At 68.8% G+C, this 17063-nt stretch carries 15 protein-coding genes; 9 read left to right on the top strand and 6 right to left on the bottom strand.

Annotated features, from left to right (window positions below; genetic code table 11):
* Nucleotides 1-9 precede the first annotated feature (9 nt).
* The 4 genes from purE (at nucleotide 10) to GO999_RS13730 (ending at nucleotide 3985) form a co-directional block, all read left to right on the top strand.
* Nucleotides 10-519, top strand: a complete 510-nt coding sequence (gene purE, locus GO999_RS13745; RefSeq protein ID WP_016723966.1) for a 5-(carboxyamino)imidazole ribonucleotide mutase — start codon at nucleotides 10-12, stop codon at nucleotides 517-519.
* A 19-nt stretch (nucleotides 520-538) separates the two neighbouring features.
* Nucleotides 539-1780: a 5-(carboxyamino)imidazole ribonucleotide synthase gene (locus tag GO999_RS13740; RefSeq protein ID WP_011000534.1), complete on the top strand. Its 1242-nt coding sequence runs from the start codon at nucleotides 539-541 to the stop codon at nucleotides 1778-1780.
* Between the two features lie 20 nt (nucleotides 1781-1800).
* The gene (locus GO999_RS13735) at nucleotides 1801-2811 is read left to right on the top strand and encodes an L-threonylcarbamoyladenylate synthase (RefSeq protein WP_019717578.1); all 1011 of its coding nucleotides are present in this window, start codon (nucleotides 1801-1803) and stop codon (nucleotides 2809-2811) included.
* A gap of 130 nt (nucleotides 2812-2941) precedes the next feature.
* The gene (locus GO999_RS13730; RefSeq protein ID WP_011000538.1) at nucleotides 2942-3985 is read left to right on the top strand and encodes an SGNH/GDSL hydrolase family protein; all 1044 of its coding nucleotides are present in this window, start codon (nucleotides 2942-2944) and stop codon (nucleotides 3983-3985) included.
* A 152-nt stretch (nucleotides 3986-4137) separates the two neighbouring features.
* Here GO999_RS13730 and GO999_RS13725 read toward each other — a convergent pair whose 3' ends face one another.
* From GO999_RS13725 to dacB, 4 genes are all read right to left on the bottom strand, one after another.
* Nucleotides 4138-4839, bottom strand: a complete 702-nt coding sequence (locus GO999_RS13725; protein ID WP_211906315.1) for an HAD-IA family hydrolase — start codon at nucleotides 4837-4839, stop codon at nucleotides 4138-4140.
* Nucleotides 4840-4858: 19 nt separating this feature from the next.
* Nucleotides 4859-5596: an AvrD family protein gene (locus GO999_RS13720; protein WP_248171890.1), complete on the bottom strand. Its 738-nt coding sequence runs from the start codon at nucleotides 5594-5596 to the stop codon at nucleotides 4859-4861.
* Between the two features lie 491 nt (nucleotides 5597-6087).
* Nucleotides 6088-6615, bottom strand: coding sequence for a molybdopterin-guanine dinucleotide biosynthesis protein B (mobB, locus tag GO999_RS13715; RefSeq protein WP_016723961.1), 528 nt, complete (start codon nucleotides 6613-6615; stop codon nucleotides 6088-6090).
* Nucleotides 6612-8156: a D-alanyl-D-alanine carboxypeptidase/D-alanyl-D-alanine endopeptidase gene (gene dacB, locus GO999_RS13710; RefSeq protein ID WP_019717582.1), complete on the bottom strand. Its 1545-nt coding sequence runs from the start codon at nucleotides 8154-8156 to the stop codon at nucleotides 6612-6614. The genes mobB and dacB overlap by 4 nt, the downstream gene beginning before the upstream one ends.
* Nucleotides 8157-8458: 302 nt before the next feature.
* Here dacB and GO999_RS13705 point away from each other — a divergent pair, with 302 nt between their 5' ends.
* The 4 genes from GO999_RS13705 to GO999_RS13690 all read left to right on the top strand — a co-directional run bounded on the left by GO999_RS13705 (nucleotide 8459) and on the right by GO999_RS13690 (nucleotide 14103).
* The gene (locus tag GO999_RS13705; RefSeq protein ID WP_016723959.1) at nucleotides 8459-9637 is read left to right on the top strand and encodes an MFS transporter; all 1179 of its coding nucleotides are present in this window, start codon (nucleotides 8459-8461) and stop codon (nucleotides 9635-9637) included.
* 186 nt (nucleotides 9638-9823) lie between these two features.
* Entirely contained in the window at nucleotides 9824-10171 is a 348-nt protein-coding gene (locus tag GO999_RS13700) for a hypothetical protein (RefSeq protein WP_011000544.1), read from the top strand.
* A gap of 49 nt (nucleotides 10172-10220) precedes the next feature.
* A complete protein-coding gene (locus GO999_RS13695) occupies nucleotides 10221-11051 on the top strand; it encodes a hypothetical protein (RefSeq protein ID WP_016726681.1) in 831 nt (276 codons plus the stop codon).
* A gap of 340 nt (nucleotides 11052-11391) precedes the next feature.
* On the top strand, nucleotides 11392-14103 hold the full coding sequence (locus tag GO999_RS13690; protein WP_211906314.1) for a sensor domain-containing protein: 2712 nt from the start codon (nucleotides 11392-11394) through the stop codon (nucleotides 14101-14103).
* 208 nt (nucleotides 14104-14311) lie between these two features.
* Here GO999_RS13690 and GO999_RS13685 read toward each other — a convergent pair whose 3' ends face one another.
* Nucleotides 14312-15658 (bottom strand): amidase, encoded by a 1347-nt coding sequence (locus GO999_RS13685; RefSeq protein ID WP_058908375.1) that lies wholly within the window; start codon nucleotides 15656-15658, stop codon nucleotides 14312-14314.
* A 245-nt stretch (nucleotides 15659-15903) separates the two neighbouring features.
* On the opposite strand from GO999_RS13685, the gene GO999_RS13680 reads away from it, so the two are divergent.
* The gene (locus GO999_RS13680) at nucleotides 15904-16440 is read left to right on the top strand and encodes a MarR family winged helix-turn-helix transcriptional regulator (RefSeq protein ID WP_029240217.1); all 537 of its coding nucleotides are present in this window, start codon (nucleotides 15904-15906) and stop codon (nucleotides 16438-16440) included.
* Between the two features lie 56 nt (nucleotides 16441-16496).
* On the opposite strand, the gene GO999_RS13675 is transcribed toward GO999_RS13680, so the two are convergent.
* Nucleotides 16497-16850 (bottom strand): hypothetical protein, encoded by a 354-nt coding sequence (locus GO999_RS13675; protein WP_019717586.1) that lies wholly within the window; start codon nucleotides 16848-16850, stop codon nucleotides 16497-16499.
* Nucleotides 16851-17063 lie beyond the last annotated feature (213 nt).

Raw genomic sequence — 17063 nt, 5'->3', positions numbered from 1 at the left:
GCAACGACGATGACCGCACCGCAATCCGCACCGCTCGTCGGCGTCGTCATGGGTTCCAGCTCCGACTGGGACGTCATGCAGCACGCCGTGGTCCTGCTCAAGGAATTCGACATTCCGTTCGAAGCGCAGGTGGTCTCGGCGCACCGCATGCCGGACGACATGTTCCGCTACGCCGAGGCCGCACGCGGCCGGGGCCTGCGCGCCATCATCGCCGGTGCCGGCGGCGCGGCGCACCTGCCGGGCATGATTGCCGCCAAGACCATCGTGCCGGTGTTCGGCGTGCCGGTGCCGTCCAAGTACCTGCGCGGCGAAGACTCGCTGCTGTCCATCGTGCAGATGCCCAAGGGCATTCCGGTGGCGACCTTTGCCATCGGCGAGGCGGGCGCGGCCAACGCGGCGCTGTCGGCCATCGCCATGCTGGCGACCACCGACGACGCGCTGTCGGCCAAGCTCGAAGCCTTCCGCGCCCGGCAGACCGAAGTGGCGCGCGGCATGACGCTGCCCGTGCACAGTGCTTAAGTCCTTCGCCCAACCGCCCATGGCCGACGACCTGAATCCGCGCCTCGCGCAGGCCCACACGCCCGAATCCCGCGCGCTGAACGTTCCCGACGCGATCCTGCCCGACAGCTGGCTGGGCATGCTCGGCGGCGGCCAGCTCGGCCGCATGTTCACGCACGCCGCGCAGGCGATGGGCTACAAGGTGTGCGTGCTGGACCCGGACCCGAACAGCCCCGCCGGCACCGTCGCCGAGCGCCACCTGTGCGCGGCCTACACGGATGAGGCCGCGCTGGCCGAGCTGGCCGCGCTGTGCCCGGCGGTCACCACCGAATTCGAGAACGTGCCGGCACAGGCGCTCGACCGCCTGGAGCACCTCGGCGCCTTCGTCGCGCCGCGCGCCCACTGTGTGTCGATCGCACAGAACCGCATTGCCGAGAAGAAATTCTTTGCGCTGTGCGCCGCCCGCACCGGCATCCACCCCGCACCGAGCTGGGTGATCGAGCACGACGCCGACATCGACCAGCTGCCGGCCGACCTGCTGCCCGGCATCCTGAAGATCGCCCGCATGGGCTACGACGGCAAGGGCCAGGCGCGCGTCTCCACGGTCGGCGAGCTGCGCGCGGCCTGGGGCGCGATGCAGCACGTGCCGTGCGTGCTGGAGAAGATGCTGCCGCTGGCCTACGAGGTGTCCGTGCTGGCCGCCCGCGCCGCCGACGGCAGCACCGTCACCTGGCCGCTGGCCGAGAACATTCACCGCGACGGCATCCTGTTCTCCACGGTCATGCCCTCGCGCAGCGTGTCGGACGACATCGCCACGCGCACCCGCGCCGCCGCCGCAATGATCACCGAGGAGATGGGCTACGTGGGCGTGCTGTGCATCGAGTTCTTCGTGCTGCAGGACGGTTCGCTGATCGCCAACGAGATGGCGCCGCGCCCGCACAACTCGGGCCATATCACCATGGATGTGTGCGAGACCAGCCAGTTCGAGCAGCAGGTGCGTACCATGGCCCGCCTGCCGCTGGGCAGCACGCGCCAGCATTCGCCGGGGCGCATGCTCAACGTGCTGGGCGACGTGTGGTTCGAGTACGGCCTGGAACGCACGCCCGCGTGGCACGATGTGATGCGGCATTCCGGCACCAAGGTGCACCTGTACGGCAAGGCCGACGCGCGTCCGGGCCGCAAGATGGGCCATGTCAATTGCGTCGGCACGTCGCCCGAGGTGGCGGACGAGGCGTTCCACCATGCCGTGCAGGTGCTCGGCCTGCAATCGGCCCCGGCCTGACGGCCGCCACATCCGCAGCCATGCACAAGTCGACCACGCCCTTCGTCATGCCTCCCGCCGCGCGCCTCGATGAGGCCGCGCGCCGGCTGGAAGCGGGCGAGCTGGTCGCCTTCCCGACCGAGACCGTCTACGGCCTCGGCGCCGATGCCGAGAACCCTCAGGCCATTGCCCGGATCTACGCGCTGAAGGGCCGGCCGTCGAACCATCCGGTGATCGTGCACGTGGTCGACGGCGCGGACCTGACGTACTGGGCCGACGACGTGCCCGGCATCGCGCTGCAGCTGGTCGAGGCGTTCTGGCCGGGCCCGCTCACGCTGATCCTCAAGCGCGCGCCGCACATCCCGGCGGCGGTCGCGGGCGGGCAGGACAGCGTCGGATTGCGCTGTCCGTCGCATCCGGTGGCGCAGGCGCTGCTGTCGCGCTTCAAGCGCGGTCGCGGCGGCATCGCGGCGCCGTCGGCCAACAAGTTTGGCCAGGTCAGCCCGACCACCGCGCAGCATGTGCGCGACGAGTTCGGCGATGCCGTGTTCGTGCTCGAAGGCGATGGGGTGGATGTCGGCATCGAGTCCACCATCGTCGACCTGTCGCGGCTGGACCAGGGCGTCGGGCCGGTACTGCTGCGCCCCGGCGCCATCACGCCGGAGGACATCGGGCGCGTGACCGGCGTGATGCCGTTGCTGCCCGATGCCGCCGCGCCGCGCGCGTCCGGAACGCTGCGCGCGCATTACGCGCCGCGCACGCCGCTGTATCTGCTGGCCGCTGCCGATGTGCCCGCGCGGCTGGCCGCGCTGCCGGCCGGTCAGCGCATCGTGTGGGTGGGGGCGCCTGTCGACCTGCCGCCCGGCTGCGACCAGCATGCCGCACCCGCCACGCCGGCGGCCTACGCCAATGCGCTGTACGCCTTGCTGCGCGAACTGGATCGCGGCGGCTATCACGCCATCTGGGTGGAAACCCTGCCTGACACCTCCGCCTGGGCGGCGGTCAACGACCGCCTGCGTCGCGCTGCCGCCGCGTTCGAAGCCGGCCTCTAATTCGGGCCGGGCACGGCGCCGCCGCATGGGCGGCAACCTCGCTACACTTGCCCCTGTGCGTCGGCCCGCGTCTGCCTGAATTGCACGCCGGCACCGCAACACACATCAAAAAGCCCACAGGGAGACACACATGAACCTGCGTCAATGGATGGGCGCCGCCACGGCTGCCCTTGCCTTGGGCTTGGCCGCGTGCGGGGGCGGTGGGACCGACCAGAGCGGCAATCCCAATGTCGCCAAGGTGCAGCGCATGGTGGTGTTCGGCGACAGCCTGAGCGATATCGGCACCTACACCCCCGTCGCGCAGGCGGTGGGCGGCGGCAAGTTCACCACCAACCCGGGCCCGATCTGGGCCGAGACCGTGGCCGCGCAACTGGGCGTGACGCTCACGCCGGCGGTGATGGGCTACGCCACCTCCGTGCAGAATTGCCCCAAGGCCGGCTGCTTCGACTATGCGCAGGGCGGCTCGCGCGTGACCGATCCGAACGGCATCGGCCACAACGGCGGCGCGGGGGCGCTGACCTACCCGGTTCAGCAGCAGCTCGCCAACTTCTACGCGGCCAGCAACAACACATTCAACGGCAATAACGATGTCGTCTTCGTGCTGGCCGGCAGCAACGACATTTTCTTCTGGACCACTGCGGCGGCCACCAGCGGCTCCGGCGTGACGCCCGCCATTGCCACGGCCCAGGTGCAGCAGGCCGCGACGGACCTGGTCGGCTATGTCAAGGACATGATCGCCAAGGGTGCGACGCAGGTCTACGTGTTCAACCTGCCCGACAGCAGCCTGACGCCGGACGGCGTGGCAAGCGGCACGACCGGCCAGGCGCTGCTGCACGCGCTGGTGGGCACGTTCAACACGACGCTGCAAAGCGGGCTGGCCGGCACCTCGGCGCGCATCATCGACTTCAACGCACAACTGACTGCGGCGATCCAGAATGGCGCCTCGTTCGGCTTCGCCAACACCAGCGCCCGGGCCTGCGACGCCACCAAGATCAATGCCCTGGTGCCGAGCGCCGGCGGCAGCTCGCTGTTCTGCTCGGCCAACACGCTGGTGGCTTCCGGTGCGGACCAGAGCTACCTGTTCGCCGACGGCGTGCACCCGACCACGGCCGGCCATCGCCTGATCGCCAGCAACGTGCTGGCGCGCCTGCTGGCGGATAACGTCGCGCACTGAGGGGTGTCCGGTCGCGCCATGCAGAATGCCCGCTTGGATCGCGGGCATTTTGCTTTCGGGGGGCGCAACTGGACGGACCGCTGGTGCTCCGACCCGTATTGGGCGCCACGGTCATGCAACCGCGTTCGTCTCCACGAAGGGGATTCCGGTGGTCACGCGTCCTGATCGGCAAGACGGCAGAACGGCCGCAGTTGATGCAGGCCGTCAATGAAGCCATCGACGTGGGTGCGGCTGCGGGATTCACCATGGTGATACCCGTACTTCACCAGCACGACCCGGCAGCCGGCCGCCTTCGCGGCCAGCGCGTCGTTGTTCGAGTCCCCGACCATCAGCGTCCGGGACGGCGCGGTACCGAGTGCCTCGCATGTCCTGATGACCGGTAGCGGATCGGGTTTCTGGCACGGGAAGGCGTCTCCCCCGAACACCACGCTGAAGAAGCCATCGAGCTGTTTCTCCTTGAGCAATGCACGTGCGAACGAACCCGGCTTGTTGGTCAGGCAGGCGAGTTTTATCCCGAGGGCCCGGAGTTCCGCCAGGCTCTCCCCGACGCCGGGATAGACGCGAGCATATTTGCCGTTGATCTCGCCATAGGCCTTTCTATACAGCTGCAGGCAGCGCTCGTAGAGCGCCATGTCGGTACCGGCGTCGCCGAGCGCCGCTCGCACAAGGTGTTCGGGCCCCTTGTTGATCATCCGCTCCACGAATGCCGTCGCGACAGGCGCCAGCCCCAGCTGGTTCAGGGCGGTATTGAACGCGATGGCCAGATCGTCGATGGTGTCGACCATCGTTCCATCGAGATCGATGATGAACGCCTCTACCGGCTGATGATGGAAATGGGTGGACATATTGGGCATGGCATGAACCCGATTGCATTCAGAGTTTGTGCGCGACCCGGCAAACGATATTGGTATTGCAGAAGATGCAGAATACATCGGCGCTGCGCCAATAATCATTTCCCAATTTCAATTTCTTCGAATTATCCAGCCTGACATAGAGCGGCTGTGGCATGTTGCATTCCGGAATTCCGGAAAAAAGGGTCATTGAGATTTTTCGCATCCACAGGGTATTGCTTGCTTCACGGACGATGCCGTCCAGGTTGTACAGGAGCGCTTGTCCGACCTGCGCCACGGATGCAAAACAGTCCGACAGCGACCAACTGTCGTCATGGCTTTCCTGAAAAGGCAGCACAATGGCCGAGGCTGTCAATGCGTTCCGGTTGAGCGTGACATTCTCGATCGATATCGGATTCCTGTTTTCGCCGGTCATCCGCGGCCTGCCTTCTTCCCGCGCCGAGAAAGTGACGTCGACGCTCATGCTGGAGATCTGCGCCCGCAGATGGTACGCCCCGTCCGGCAGCCGGCTGGCCACACCGGTGATCGAGATGGCGTCCAGCGCCTCTTCCACGGGCTCGCTGCCCGCACCAACCAGGAGCTTTCGGATGGACTCCAGAGAAAACTCGCGTCCGCCGAAGACCTGGTGAAAGACCCTGCGCGTGCACTCGGTCGCCAGTTCGATCACATCGATGCTGCTCAGATGCGGTTTTTGCTTTGAATCGCCCTTTGCCGACCATAGGGAAGGGAGTTCCAGTGCCGCGACGCACGAGAATTGCAATCCTGTATCGGTCTCGATGCATTAAAAATCGGAAACGGACCGTGTGGTGTTGATGTATCCGTTTCCAAAATAGCGGGTTTCACGGCGTCCCAGGAGGTCGTCGATCGAATTGTAATAACTCAGTGCCATGTCGATGCGTCTTGCGGGTATTGATGCCTCGCATGTTTTGGCGAGGCCGGGTTTAAAGAGGATCGCCATGCTACCGAGGGTCTGGCCGGTTTTTGTATGAAAAATATTTAAATCATATTATTCGAGGGGCTTTTCGTGCTCTTTTTATGCGAAAAATGCTTTTATTCTGTGTTCTTGCTTAATTGATTAACTAAATCTCAACTTATTCAAATCCATTTGAGATTCGTGATTTTGAAATATTGGATTGGATCCGGCCCGGAATCCGTTTGCCCGCGGTCAAGCCGATCTTCCGCGCGGGGCCGATTGGCATGTTGGCGGAACCGCTGGTTTGCCCCAGGGTTTGGATGGTGCGGCCGGCCGGATCAGGGGCGGACCTGAAGGCCCGTGTGTTCCAGTGTGAACCGGTACACCGCTTCCACATCGTTCAGATCCAGCACCGCCATGCCGCGGGGCACCTCCGTTTCCAGTTGAATCGGCGCATCCGTTGCCACCGCCACCACGCTGCCGATTTCCGGCCACAGCGGCGCCCGGCCCAGCGCGGGCCGGAATACTTCGATCTTGGGGAAGTCGCTGCGCTTGTAGCCTTCGACGATGACGACGTCGATCCCGGGCGACAGCAGCGCGAGCACATCGGCCAGCTCGGGCTCGTGCGCGGGGGCGTATTCGCGCATCAGCACCAGGCGCCGGTCGCCGACCAGCACGACCTCGGCGCCGCCGGCCGCGCGCATGCGATACGAGTCCTTGCCGGGTGTATCGAGGTCGAAGCCGTGATGCGCATGCTTGACCGCGGCCACGCGCCGGCCGTCGCGCACGAAGCACGCGATCAGCTGCTCGATCAGGGTGGTCTTGCCGCTGCCGGAGGTACCGGTGACGCCGACGACGGCGGTCATTGCGGCGCCCCCTGGTAGATCCATTGCAGCAGGGCGTCGTGTGCGGCCTGGCCGCCGCCGGCGTTGGGGTGGTTGATCATGCTGACCACCACGTAGCGCTGGCCGCCTTCGCCTTCCACGTAGCCGGCGATGGCGCGCACGTCGTTGAGGGTGCCGGTCTTGATCTCGGCGTTGCCGGCCACGCCCGCGCGCGTGAGGCGGTTGCGCATGGTGCCGTCCACGCCCACCACCGGCAGCGCGTCGCGCAGGATGGCGCCGTTGGGGTTGGCATCGGCCTGCTGCAGCAGGCGGCCCAGGTTGCGGGCGCTGATGCGCTCGATGCGCGAGAGGCCCGAGCCGTTCTCCAGCACCAGCTCCGGCATGGACAGGTTCTGCCGGGCGAGCCAGCGGCTGATGATGTCCGCCGATTGCTGCACCGACGCGGGCTTGCGGCCGATCTCGGCGCCGATGGTCAGGAACAGCTGGCGCGCCATCACGTTGTTCGAATACTTGTCGATGTCGTGCACGACCTCGGCGAGGGTCGGGCCGTAGTGCGTCGCCAGCAGGACGGCCGGATGCGGCACCTTGCCCTCGCGCAGGCCTGGCGTGGCGCGGAAGGTGCCGCCTGCCTGCCGCCACAGCGCCAGGAAGCCGCCCCAGATGAAGTCGGCATGGGTGAGCGCGGCGACATTGAAGATGCGCTCGCCGCAGGCGCCGGCGTAGCGCCCGTCGAAGCTGGCGCGCACCGTGCCGTCGGCCTGCGTGGCGATGTCGAAGTTGGCATGCGAGCGCCAGTCGCCGCAGTTGCCGTGCGTCACGTGCAGCTGGTTGTCGACCTGCAGCTGGGCCAGCGGCGGCGACACGTCGACGTTGACCGCGTCGGTGGCGGCGTCGGGCGCGAGCGTGAAGGTCAGCGTCTTGAACGCGTAGAGCAGCGCATCGGGCGCGACGTTGTAGGCGCGGCCGGTGTCGCCGTCCAGCGGCGGCGCGTCGGACAGGCCGTTCTCGAAATAGGAGCGGTCCAGCACGATGTTGCCGGCCAGCTCGTCCACGCCGGCGCGGCGCACGTCGGTGACCAGCTTGATCAGCTCTTCGGGAATCAGCTTCGGATCGCCCTGGCCGCGCAGGTAGAGGTTGCCGCTGAGCACGCCGCCCGCCGGAGGCCTGTCGGCGTAGGCGGAGGTCTTCCAGCGGAAATCGGGGCCCAGCAGGTCGAGGCCGGCGAAGGTGGTCAGCAGCTTCATGGTCGAGGCCGGATTCATGCCAGCGTCGGCGTTCCACTGCAGGATGGGCGTGGCGGTGCCGGTGCGGATGACGAACACGCTGACCGCATCGAGCGGGATATGCGCCCGCGCGAACGCCAGCGCCACATTGGCGGGCAGCCCGGCAGGATTGTGCGCGGCCTGCCGCTTCTGGGCGACGGTGGCGGCGGGAGCGGCATGGGCGCGGGCGGGTTTTCTGGCCTGCGCCAGCGGTGCGGCGGTGAGGGCAAGGAGGGCCGCGCAGGCAACGGCACAGCGCGACAGGCGGAGCAAACGGGTCAGGCGGATGATTCGGGCCATGAACGGGGATGGGGCACGAGGAGGGAAGGCACAGGCGTGCGCCGAGTGCGGACGCCCGCATGTTAACGCAGCCATCCCCGGCGCCAGCCGACAAGCTGCGTTGCTTTGCGTGCCCAATTTGCGGTGCTCGGCGCAGGGTGGTGACCGCGTCACCCCTGGCTGATCGAGGCCGGTGCGGCCTCGCGGGCGGCATGTCCGATGCGGCAGCGGGGTGATGGCGGGCCGCAACACATCCGTCGGGGCAGCGCGGTAGCATGGCGGTTTTGTGGCGCACCGGCGCCGCGCGTGCTTTTCTGCCGTGTATGACCTCTGAACTGATCCGATCCGCCGGTGCCATGCGCACGCAGCGTCTGCCGTTGTCGGCGCGCGCGGCCACCATGGCGCTTTTTTTCGTCAACGGCGCAACGATTGCGACGTGGGGCGTCCACATTCCCACCGTGAAGGCGCGCTTCGGACTGTCGGAGGCGTCGCTGTCGCTGGCGATGTTCATGGTGGCGGCCGGCGCCATCGCCGCGATGAAATTCGCCGGCGGCTGGGCGGCGCGGGTGAGCACCCGGCGCGCCAGCGTGCAGGCGGGCGTGGTCTTCGGCCTGATGACCGGGCTGCTGATGCTGATGCCAAGCTATGCGCTGCTGCTGGGGCTGCTGGTGCTGTTCGGCATCGCCAACGCCGGCTTCGATGTGGCGATCAATGCGCAGGCGACCACCGTGGAGGCGCACTCCCACAAGCCGATCATTTCGTCGCTGCACGGCATGTTCAGCCTGGGCGGCATGGTGGGCGCGGCGGCAGGCGGTGTCCTGCTGGACCTGGGCGTGCCGGCGGCCGTGCACTGCGCGGGCATGGGGCTGATCACCGCGGGCATGGCGCTGTGCGCGGGGCCGTTCATGCTGCCCGACCACGTCCATGCGCCCGGCGAGCCGGCGCATCCGACCACCGGCCGCACGCTGCTCGTGCTCGGCCTGCTGGCGTTCCTCGGGCTGGTGGGCGAAGGCGCGATGTACGACTGGACCACGGTCTATATGCGCGAAGTGGCGCAATCGCCCGAGGCACAGGCCAGTGCGGGCTATGCGGCGTTCTCGGGCGGGATGGCGCTGGCGCGCTTCGGCGGGGATGCCGCACGCGCGCGCTGGGGCAATACCAGGGTGCTCGGCGTGAGCGGCGTGCTGGCCACCGGGGGCATCCTGCTCGCCCTGCTGTGGCCCGATCCGGCGGCGGTACTGGCCGGCTTTGCGCTGATGGGCGTGGGCGCGGCGAACATGGTGCCGATCTTCTTTGTCACCGCATCGCGCATGCCGGGGGTGCCCGCGGCCGAGGGTATCGCCGCGGTGGCGCGCTTCGCTTATGTCGGCATGCTGATCGGCCCGGTGTTCATCGGCATGATCGCGCACCATTCCAACCTGCGCTGGGGCCTGTCGCTGGTGGCGCTGACCATGATGCTGATCGCGGTGGCGGGGCCGCGCGCCATCCGTCCGCCGGGCTGAATTCGCGTCATGCGGGGGCCGTTCCTTTGCGTTGACTTTCGCTTGCCGTTGCCATAGCGTACGCGGAGGAGAGGGGGTTCTCCGGCGGATTGGCGCGCGTCGCATCCGGGGTGCGCGCGGTCGGTCGGGATTCGTTCAAATCGAGGCTGTCGATCAGCTCAAACGACCCAAGGAAAGGAGCCGCAGATGCCGTACAACCGTCTCACCCTAGTGGCAGCGACTGTCGTCGTGGCCATCACCGCAGGCGTGGCCCACGCGCAGACAGACGACAAGAAGTTCGACCCGTATTCGCAGGGCGCCAAGTCCGGCGACAAGTTCGATCCCTACACGCAAGGCGCCGACAGCACCGCCAACGCACTGAACCCCGGCGCGCAGCCCGCCAATGTGGAGCAGGGCAAATACGATCCGTACACGCAAGGCGCGAAGGCCGGCGACAAGTTCGACCCGTATTCGCAGGGCGCCAAGTCCGGCGGCAAGTTCGATCCGTACTCCGAAGGCGCCGACAAGGACGGCTCGGGCGCAGCCAAGCAATAGGCCGCCGGGAACAGGCACGGTGCGGCAAGACCTGCCGATCCGCACGCCGATGTACCGCCAGGTGCATCGGCGTTTCTCTTTGTGCGCGGCCCTTCTCGTCGGTCTCGCCCGTCTTGCGCTGCTTGCGCTGGCGGCCGGGGGCCTGGCCGCGCCCGCCCGGGCAGCGGGCTTGTGCACTGCACCCTGGATGCACGACGGCACCCGCCTGCGTCTGGACGGCAACGGCAAGACGCCGATGATCGTCGAGTTCACCCTGCACGACATCAACCGCGACATCGTGGACGGCTGCGAGATCGGCCTGCATATCTACGCCAAGTCGGGCCTGGTGGCGCTGGGCGGGCGGCCGATCGAGACAGTGCAGGATCACCGCCTGATGGTGGACGAGGCCGGCGTGGTCACGCGCGTGGTCAGCACCAACGGGCGGGTGTTCGCGCAAAGCGAGCATGCGGACCTGGTGGGCACGGTCAGTACCGCCATCTCCGGCATGTTCCTCTATGGCGCGGGGCTGGCGCCCGAAGCCGAGATGCTGCCGGGCGACAGCTACGACTCCAGCTTCGATTTCGACGTGGTGTCGCCCCGGCTGGGCATCAGCATCGGGCACATGCAGGCGGCGCATGCGCGCGTGGACGTGTCCGAGCGCGAGGTCGGCCCGCCGCAGACCATCCCGACGCCGGTCGGCCCGCAGCCGTGCCGTCCGATCCGCTATACGCGCACGGCCACGCTGGGCGTGCTGCGGCTGGGCAGCGAAACCCTCGAGCCCGCGCCGACCGTGGCGCACGTCACCGACTGGTATTGCCCGGCCCTGTCGGTGGTGGTGCGGCAGGAGGTCGAGCAGCATGGCGAGACGCAGGTGATCAACGTGGTCGAGCTCCAGCGCTGAGCGGCGCACGTGCGCGATCAAGCCTCCGCGGTCGCCGTCCGCGAGCCGCGTGCGGCGCGGGACGATGGCGGCGAGACCGGGCGTGGCAGGCAAAAACGATTGAATCTGGCCAGGGCAAGCACGCATGGCGTACGATCGGACGAATGCGTGCCAGCGGAGGTTGCGGCATTGTGCCGCAAGCGCGCGCCTGTCCGGTGCGCTGTGCGCCATCTGACGCAGGCGCGGCCCACTCTGAAGTAGGGGGGATGGTCTAGACACCTCAACTTTCCGGACACCCCGGTCGTTATCGGAAGAAACAAGACGGGAGATTGCCCAGGGCGGCCGCCGCCCGGATACCCATATGGACGCCACTTCCACCGGGCGGCCCGGGTCACCCGGTACTCCAGAGGAGTCCGCGGCCCGGCCGTTGCCGCTCGCCGACGATCGCTACGAGGCGCTGGTCCGGCAGATGCCCGACGCGCTCTACATCGTGGCGGATGACATCATCGTTTTCATCAACGAGGCGGGCGTGCGGCTGCTCGGCGCGGACAGCGCGAGCGACATCGTCGGGCACGAGCTGGACGCATTCGTCCACGAGGACTCGGTGCAACTGGCGCGCCAGCGCCGCGAGTGGATGATCGAGCACGGCGCGGGCCTGCCGCCGGTCGAGCAGACGCTGCTGCGCTGCGACGGCACGCCGGTGGACGTGGAGATCCTGTCCGCGCCGGTGCAGCTCGGCTGGCGCACCGCCGTCCAGGTGGTCGCGCGCGACATCCGCCAGCGCAAGCATGCCGAGCAGGCGCTGCGCGAATCCGAGGCCAACTACCGGACGCTCGCCGCCGAGACCGCGCGGGCGAAGGAGCTGCTGCGCTGCGAAAAGACCGTGCTCGAAATGAGCTCGCGCAATGTGCCGCTGCCGGACCTGCTGGCCGAGGTGTGCCACATCGTCGATACCCTGCTCGACGACGGCGCGATGTGCTCCATCCTGCTGTGCGGCGACGGCGAGCACGTGACGCTGGCGGCGGCGCCGTCGCTGCCGTCGGCGCTGAGCAAGGCGCTGGTCGGGCTGACGATCGGCCCGGCCGCCGGGTCGTGCGGCACGGCCATGTTCCGCAATGCCCGCGTGGTGGTCGAAGACATCGAGACCGATCCGCTATGGGACGACTACCGCGCGCTGGTTGTCCCGATGGGCTTGCGGGCCTGCTGGTCGACGCCGATCCGCGGCGACAACGCGCAGATGATCGGCGCGGTGGGCGTCTACTACGACACGCCGCGCGCGCCCACGCGGCCGGCGATGCAACTGCTGGACGACATCACCGACATCGTCGGCGTGGCGGTCCAGAAGGCTCACATCGCGCGCGAGCTGCAGGAAAGCGAAGAGCGCTACCGCCTGGCCGTCGACAACCTGACCGAGGGCATCCTCGTGCAGGCCGCGGACGGCACCATCCTCGCGTGCAACCCGAGCGCGCGGCGCATCCTGCGCGCCGGCGACCAGTCGCCGGTGGGCGCGAGCCACCTGACGCTGATGCGCCGCTCGCTGCGCGAGGACGGCAGCGAGATCCCCTTCCTGGAGCGGCCCACGCGCGTGGTGCTGACCACGGGGCGGCCGCTGCTGGGGCTGACCATTGGCCTGGAGCTGATCAACGGCGACGTGGTGTGGGTGTATGAGAACGTGCTGCCCATCATGCGTCCCGGCGACGCCACGCCCAGCGCCGTGCTGATCTCGTTCAACGACATCGGCCCGGCGCGCGCGGCCGAGCAGCAGCTCAAGTTCCTCGCCCAGCGCGATGCGCTCACGGGTTTGTACAACCGTGCCTACTTCCTGCAGCGCATGCAGGCCGTGCTCGACGAGGCGGTCACCGACGGCCGGCAGGCGGCGGTGTTGTTCCTCGACCTGGACGGCTTCAAGAAGGTCAATGACACCGCGGGGCACGAGGCCGGCGACCACCTGCTGCGCATCGTGGCGCAGCGGCTGTCGGCCTGCGTGCGCCAGACCGACACGCTGGCGCGGCTGGGCGGCGACGAATTCGTCGTGCTGCTCGACCAGGTGCGCTCGCTGGCGGAGGCCGAGCAACTGGCCCGGCGCATCATCGCGGCCATCGCGCAGCCGTTCTCGACCGGCGGCACCGAGTATTACCTGGGCGCCTCGATCGGCATCGCGGTGCATCCCGATCATGGCCAGGACGCGGCCACGCTGCTGCGCTGCGCCGACGCCGCCATGTACAACGCCAAGCAGAACGGCCGCAACCAGCACCGCGTCTTCACCGCGCAGCTCTCGCAGCGGGCGCAGCGGCGCTTCCAGCTGGAGCAGCACCTGCGGCGCGCCCTGTCGGCGCAGGAGCTGTCGCTGCGCTTCCAGCCCATCGTCGATGCCGCCTCGATGGGCATCGTCGGCGCGGAGGTGCTGCTGCGCTGGCACAGCGCCGAGCTGGGCGAGGTGTCGCCCGCCGAGTTCATTCCCGTGGCCGAGGACGCCGGGCTCATCATCGCCATCGGCGAATGGGTGCTGGAGCAGGCCTGCCGCCAGGCGGCCCACTGGCGCCGGACCTGCGCGCCGGATTTCTTCATCGCCGTGAACCTGTCGCCGCGCCAGTTCGGCGACGCCCTGGTGCCCATGTTGTCGCGCTGCCTGGCCGAGAGCGGGCTGCCCGCGTGCGCGCTGGAGATGGAGATCACCGAAGGGCTGCTGATGCGCGACACCGCAGCCGTGATGCCGGTGCTCGACGCGCTGACGGCGCTGGGGGTGCGCATCTCCATCGACGATTTCGGCACGGGATATTCGTCGCTGTCGTACCTGCAGCGCTTTCCGATCGACAACCTCAAGGTGGACCGCTCGTTCGTCTCGGGCATCCCGCGCCACCGGGATTCGGTGGTGATCTCGCGCGCGGTGGTGGCGATGGCGGCGTCGCTCGATATGACCGTCACCGCCGAGGGCGTGGAGACGCTCGCGCAGGCCGAATTCCTGCAGGCGGCCGGCTGCGACAAGCTGCAGGGCTTCCTGTTCGGCGCACCCATGTCGGCTGCCGCCTACGAGGAACGCCTGCGCCGCGCGCAGTTGGGCGGACCGGCGTAGCGGCGCGCCACGCGCGGCGCCGGCGCACCGGTGTCGCGCAACACGTCGACCGGGCGCGCCACGCGGCCCGGCCGTGTCGATCACGATCACCATGGGCAACGGCACCTTCGCGATGATGCAGGACGTGTCCGTGCCGCGCCTTGTCGGCGGCCGCCATTGGGGGGGCTGCGCATGGGCTACAAGGCGACGGTCCAGGCTGCCCGGCGCGCTAGCGCAGCGCGGTCTCCACCGCCCGCCCGACGCGCAGGATGCGCGCATCGTCGTCGGCCAGCCCGCACAGCGACAGGCCGACCGGCAGCTCGCCGGCGGCGTGGATCGGCAGCGTCAGCGCGCAGCCGTCGAGGAAGTTGATCGCGCTCGGGTTGCGCAGCACCCGCGCGTTGGTGTGGAAGAACCGCGCGTCGTCGGCCTCCAGCGGCGCCACTTCGGGCGGCACGACGGCGACGGTCGGCATCAGCCAGGCATCGAGGTTGCCCAGCCGCTTGCGCGCGGCCGCGATCATGCGCACGCGCGCGGCCATCACGTCGAGGTAGGCGGCGGCGCTCATCTGCTCGCCGCGGCGGATGCGCGCGGCGACGCGGCGGTCGTATTGGGCTTCGGCGCGCGCCAGGTGCGGGCGGTGCCAGGCCCAGGCCTCGGCCGCGGGCAGGCCGCCGCCGCCGTTGATCTCGGGCAGCTGCAGCAGCTCGGGAAACTCGAAGCGGACGATGTGCGCGCCCGCCCGCTCCAGCCGTGCCACGGCGCGCGCGAACGCGGTGGCGACGGTGTCGTCCAGGTCCGCGGCCACGTAGTCGCGCGTGAGTCCCAGGCGCAGGCCGGCCAGCGGCACGGCGTCGGTGTCGAGCGCCTGGCCGCTGAGCACGGCATCGACGATGGCGCAGCAGTCCACCGAGTTGGCCAGCGGCCCACCCGAATCGAGCGAGGTGGACAGCGGCACGCCGCCGGCCATCGGCACGCGGCGCGCGGTGGGCTTGAAGCCGGTCAGCGCGCAGAAGGCGGCCGGAATGCGGATCGAGCCGCCGGTGTCGGTGCCCAGCGCGGCGACGGCCATGCCGCCGGCCACTGTCACCGCGCCGCCGGAGGTCGAGCCGCCCGCGGCGCGCGTGCCGTCCGCCGGCGTGCGCGGCGTGCCGTAGTGCGGGTTCAGGCCCAGGCCCGAGAACGCGAATTCGCTCATGTTGGTGCGGCCGAGCAGCACCGCGCCGGCCGCGCGCAGCCGTGCCACGGCGGTTGCGTCCGAGGTCGCGGCGCTCTGGTGCGCCAGCGCGCGCGAGCCGGCGGCCGTCACCTGGCCCGCTACGTCGAACAGATCCTTGATCGACACCGGCAGTCCCGCCAGCAGCGACGGCACGTTGCCCGCGGCGCGCGCGGCGTCGGCGGCGCGCGCCATGTCCAGCGCCGCCCGCGCATCGATATCGATGTAGGCCGCGCCGCCGGCCGCGCGGTGCGACTGCGCACGCGCCAGCGCGGCTTCGGTCAGCGCGATGCTGGTGGTGTGGCCGGCGGCCAGCTCGGCGGCCAGGGCGCGGATCATGTTCGGGCGGGGTGTCATCATGCGGGCGTCTCCGGTGCGTGGGTGACCGTCGGCCTGCGACGGTCGGCGTGCCGACAGCATAGCGGCGTCGCGGCACACTCGCAGTCGCTGGTCGGCTTCGATCCGCCGTTGCCGCGCGGCTGGCCGCCGCTGCCGGGCCGCGCGCGCATGCCGGCCCGGGCCCGCGGCACGCCGCTTTCCCGGCGATGCCGTGAAGAACGGAGCGTCGTCCCGATACGTGGCCGGCGGGTGCACCGCCATCCATAATGGTCGGATTGCCCACGATCGATGCCGCCATGCCGAGCCTGACCCACATCGAAGACGCCTATCCCGCCGTGGCCGAGTCCGGCCACTTCAATCCGCGCATGGAGGACGTGGAGTATGGCGCGCTGGATGGGCTGCTCGGCTACGCGGTGCGGCGCGCCCAGCTGCGTGTCTACGAAGACTTCGTGCGCTCGCTGCAGGCGTGGAACATCACGCCGCCGCGCTTCTCGGCCATGACCGTGATCGCGCACAACCCCGACCTGAAGCTGACCGAGCTGGCCGGCATCCTGGGCGTGGCCCGCTCGGGGGCGGTGCTGCTGGTCGATACGCTCGAAGCGATGGGCATGGTCGAGCGGCTCCCGTCGCCGGTGGACCGGCGCGCCTTCCGGCTGGCGCTGACCGACAAGGGAGCGGCCACGCTGCGGGACATCACCGAGGTCGTGGTCGCTCACGATGCGCGGGTCACGGCCCATCTGTCGGCCGACGAGCGGCGCACGCTGCTGGAGCTGCTCAACAAGCTGGCGCTCGGCCCGGCCTGACGGTTGGCGGATCCCGGCGCCTGCCGGCCCAGGCGCCGCACGTGCGGCAGCCGACCTTAGCGCTTGCCCGCGTCGATCGCCTTCTGCCAGAGATCCTTCTCGGGCGGGTAGAGCGAATCGAAGTATTCGCGCAGCGTGCAGATCTCCTGCACGATCACGAACGGAAAGCCCTGGCGTCCGCCGCGCTCATCGATCTGCAGGCTGTTGAGATAACGCCGGCAGCCGATGAAATCGACCCATTTGGCGGCAATGGTGTTGATGATGCGCGGAAACTGGCGGCCGAGCTCGATCGGCCGGACTTCATCGGGCAATTGCGCGAGCCAGCGAATGGCGTCGCGGTTGAGCGCGAAGTCATTGGTGGACGGCGGCCTGCGTAGGGATGAAGGATCGTGCTGTGCCATATCACCCATGGGTCATTCAATCCAGTGTATGTCGCCGCTGCGCCGGCCGACAGCCCGCCGGACGTGGGTCTCACGGAGCAGGACTTGGTGCGGTGCAGCGAGCCGCCTACCGGGTTGGGCGGAGCGGACTGCACTTTGTCCTGTAAATTTTTCTCAAGTTCTGTCGCCGGGGGCCGATTAGCCAAATGCGGCTCGCCTTGCCAGTGGACCAGAGCACCCATG

Source organism: Ralstonia nicotianae, from assembly GCF_018243235.1.
GTDB lineage: Bacteria > Pseudomonadota > Gammaproteobacteria > Burkholderiales > Burkholderiaceae > Ralstonia > Ralstonia nicotianae.
Note: the sequence above shows the minus strand (reverse complement) of the source record. Positions and strands in the feature narration are given on the sequence as shown.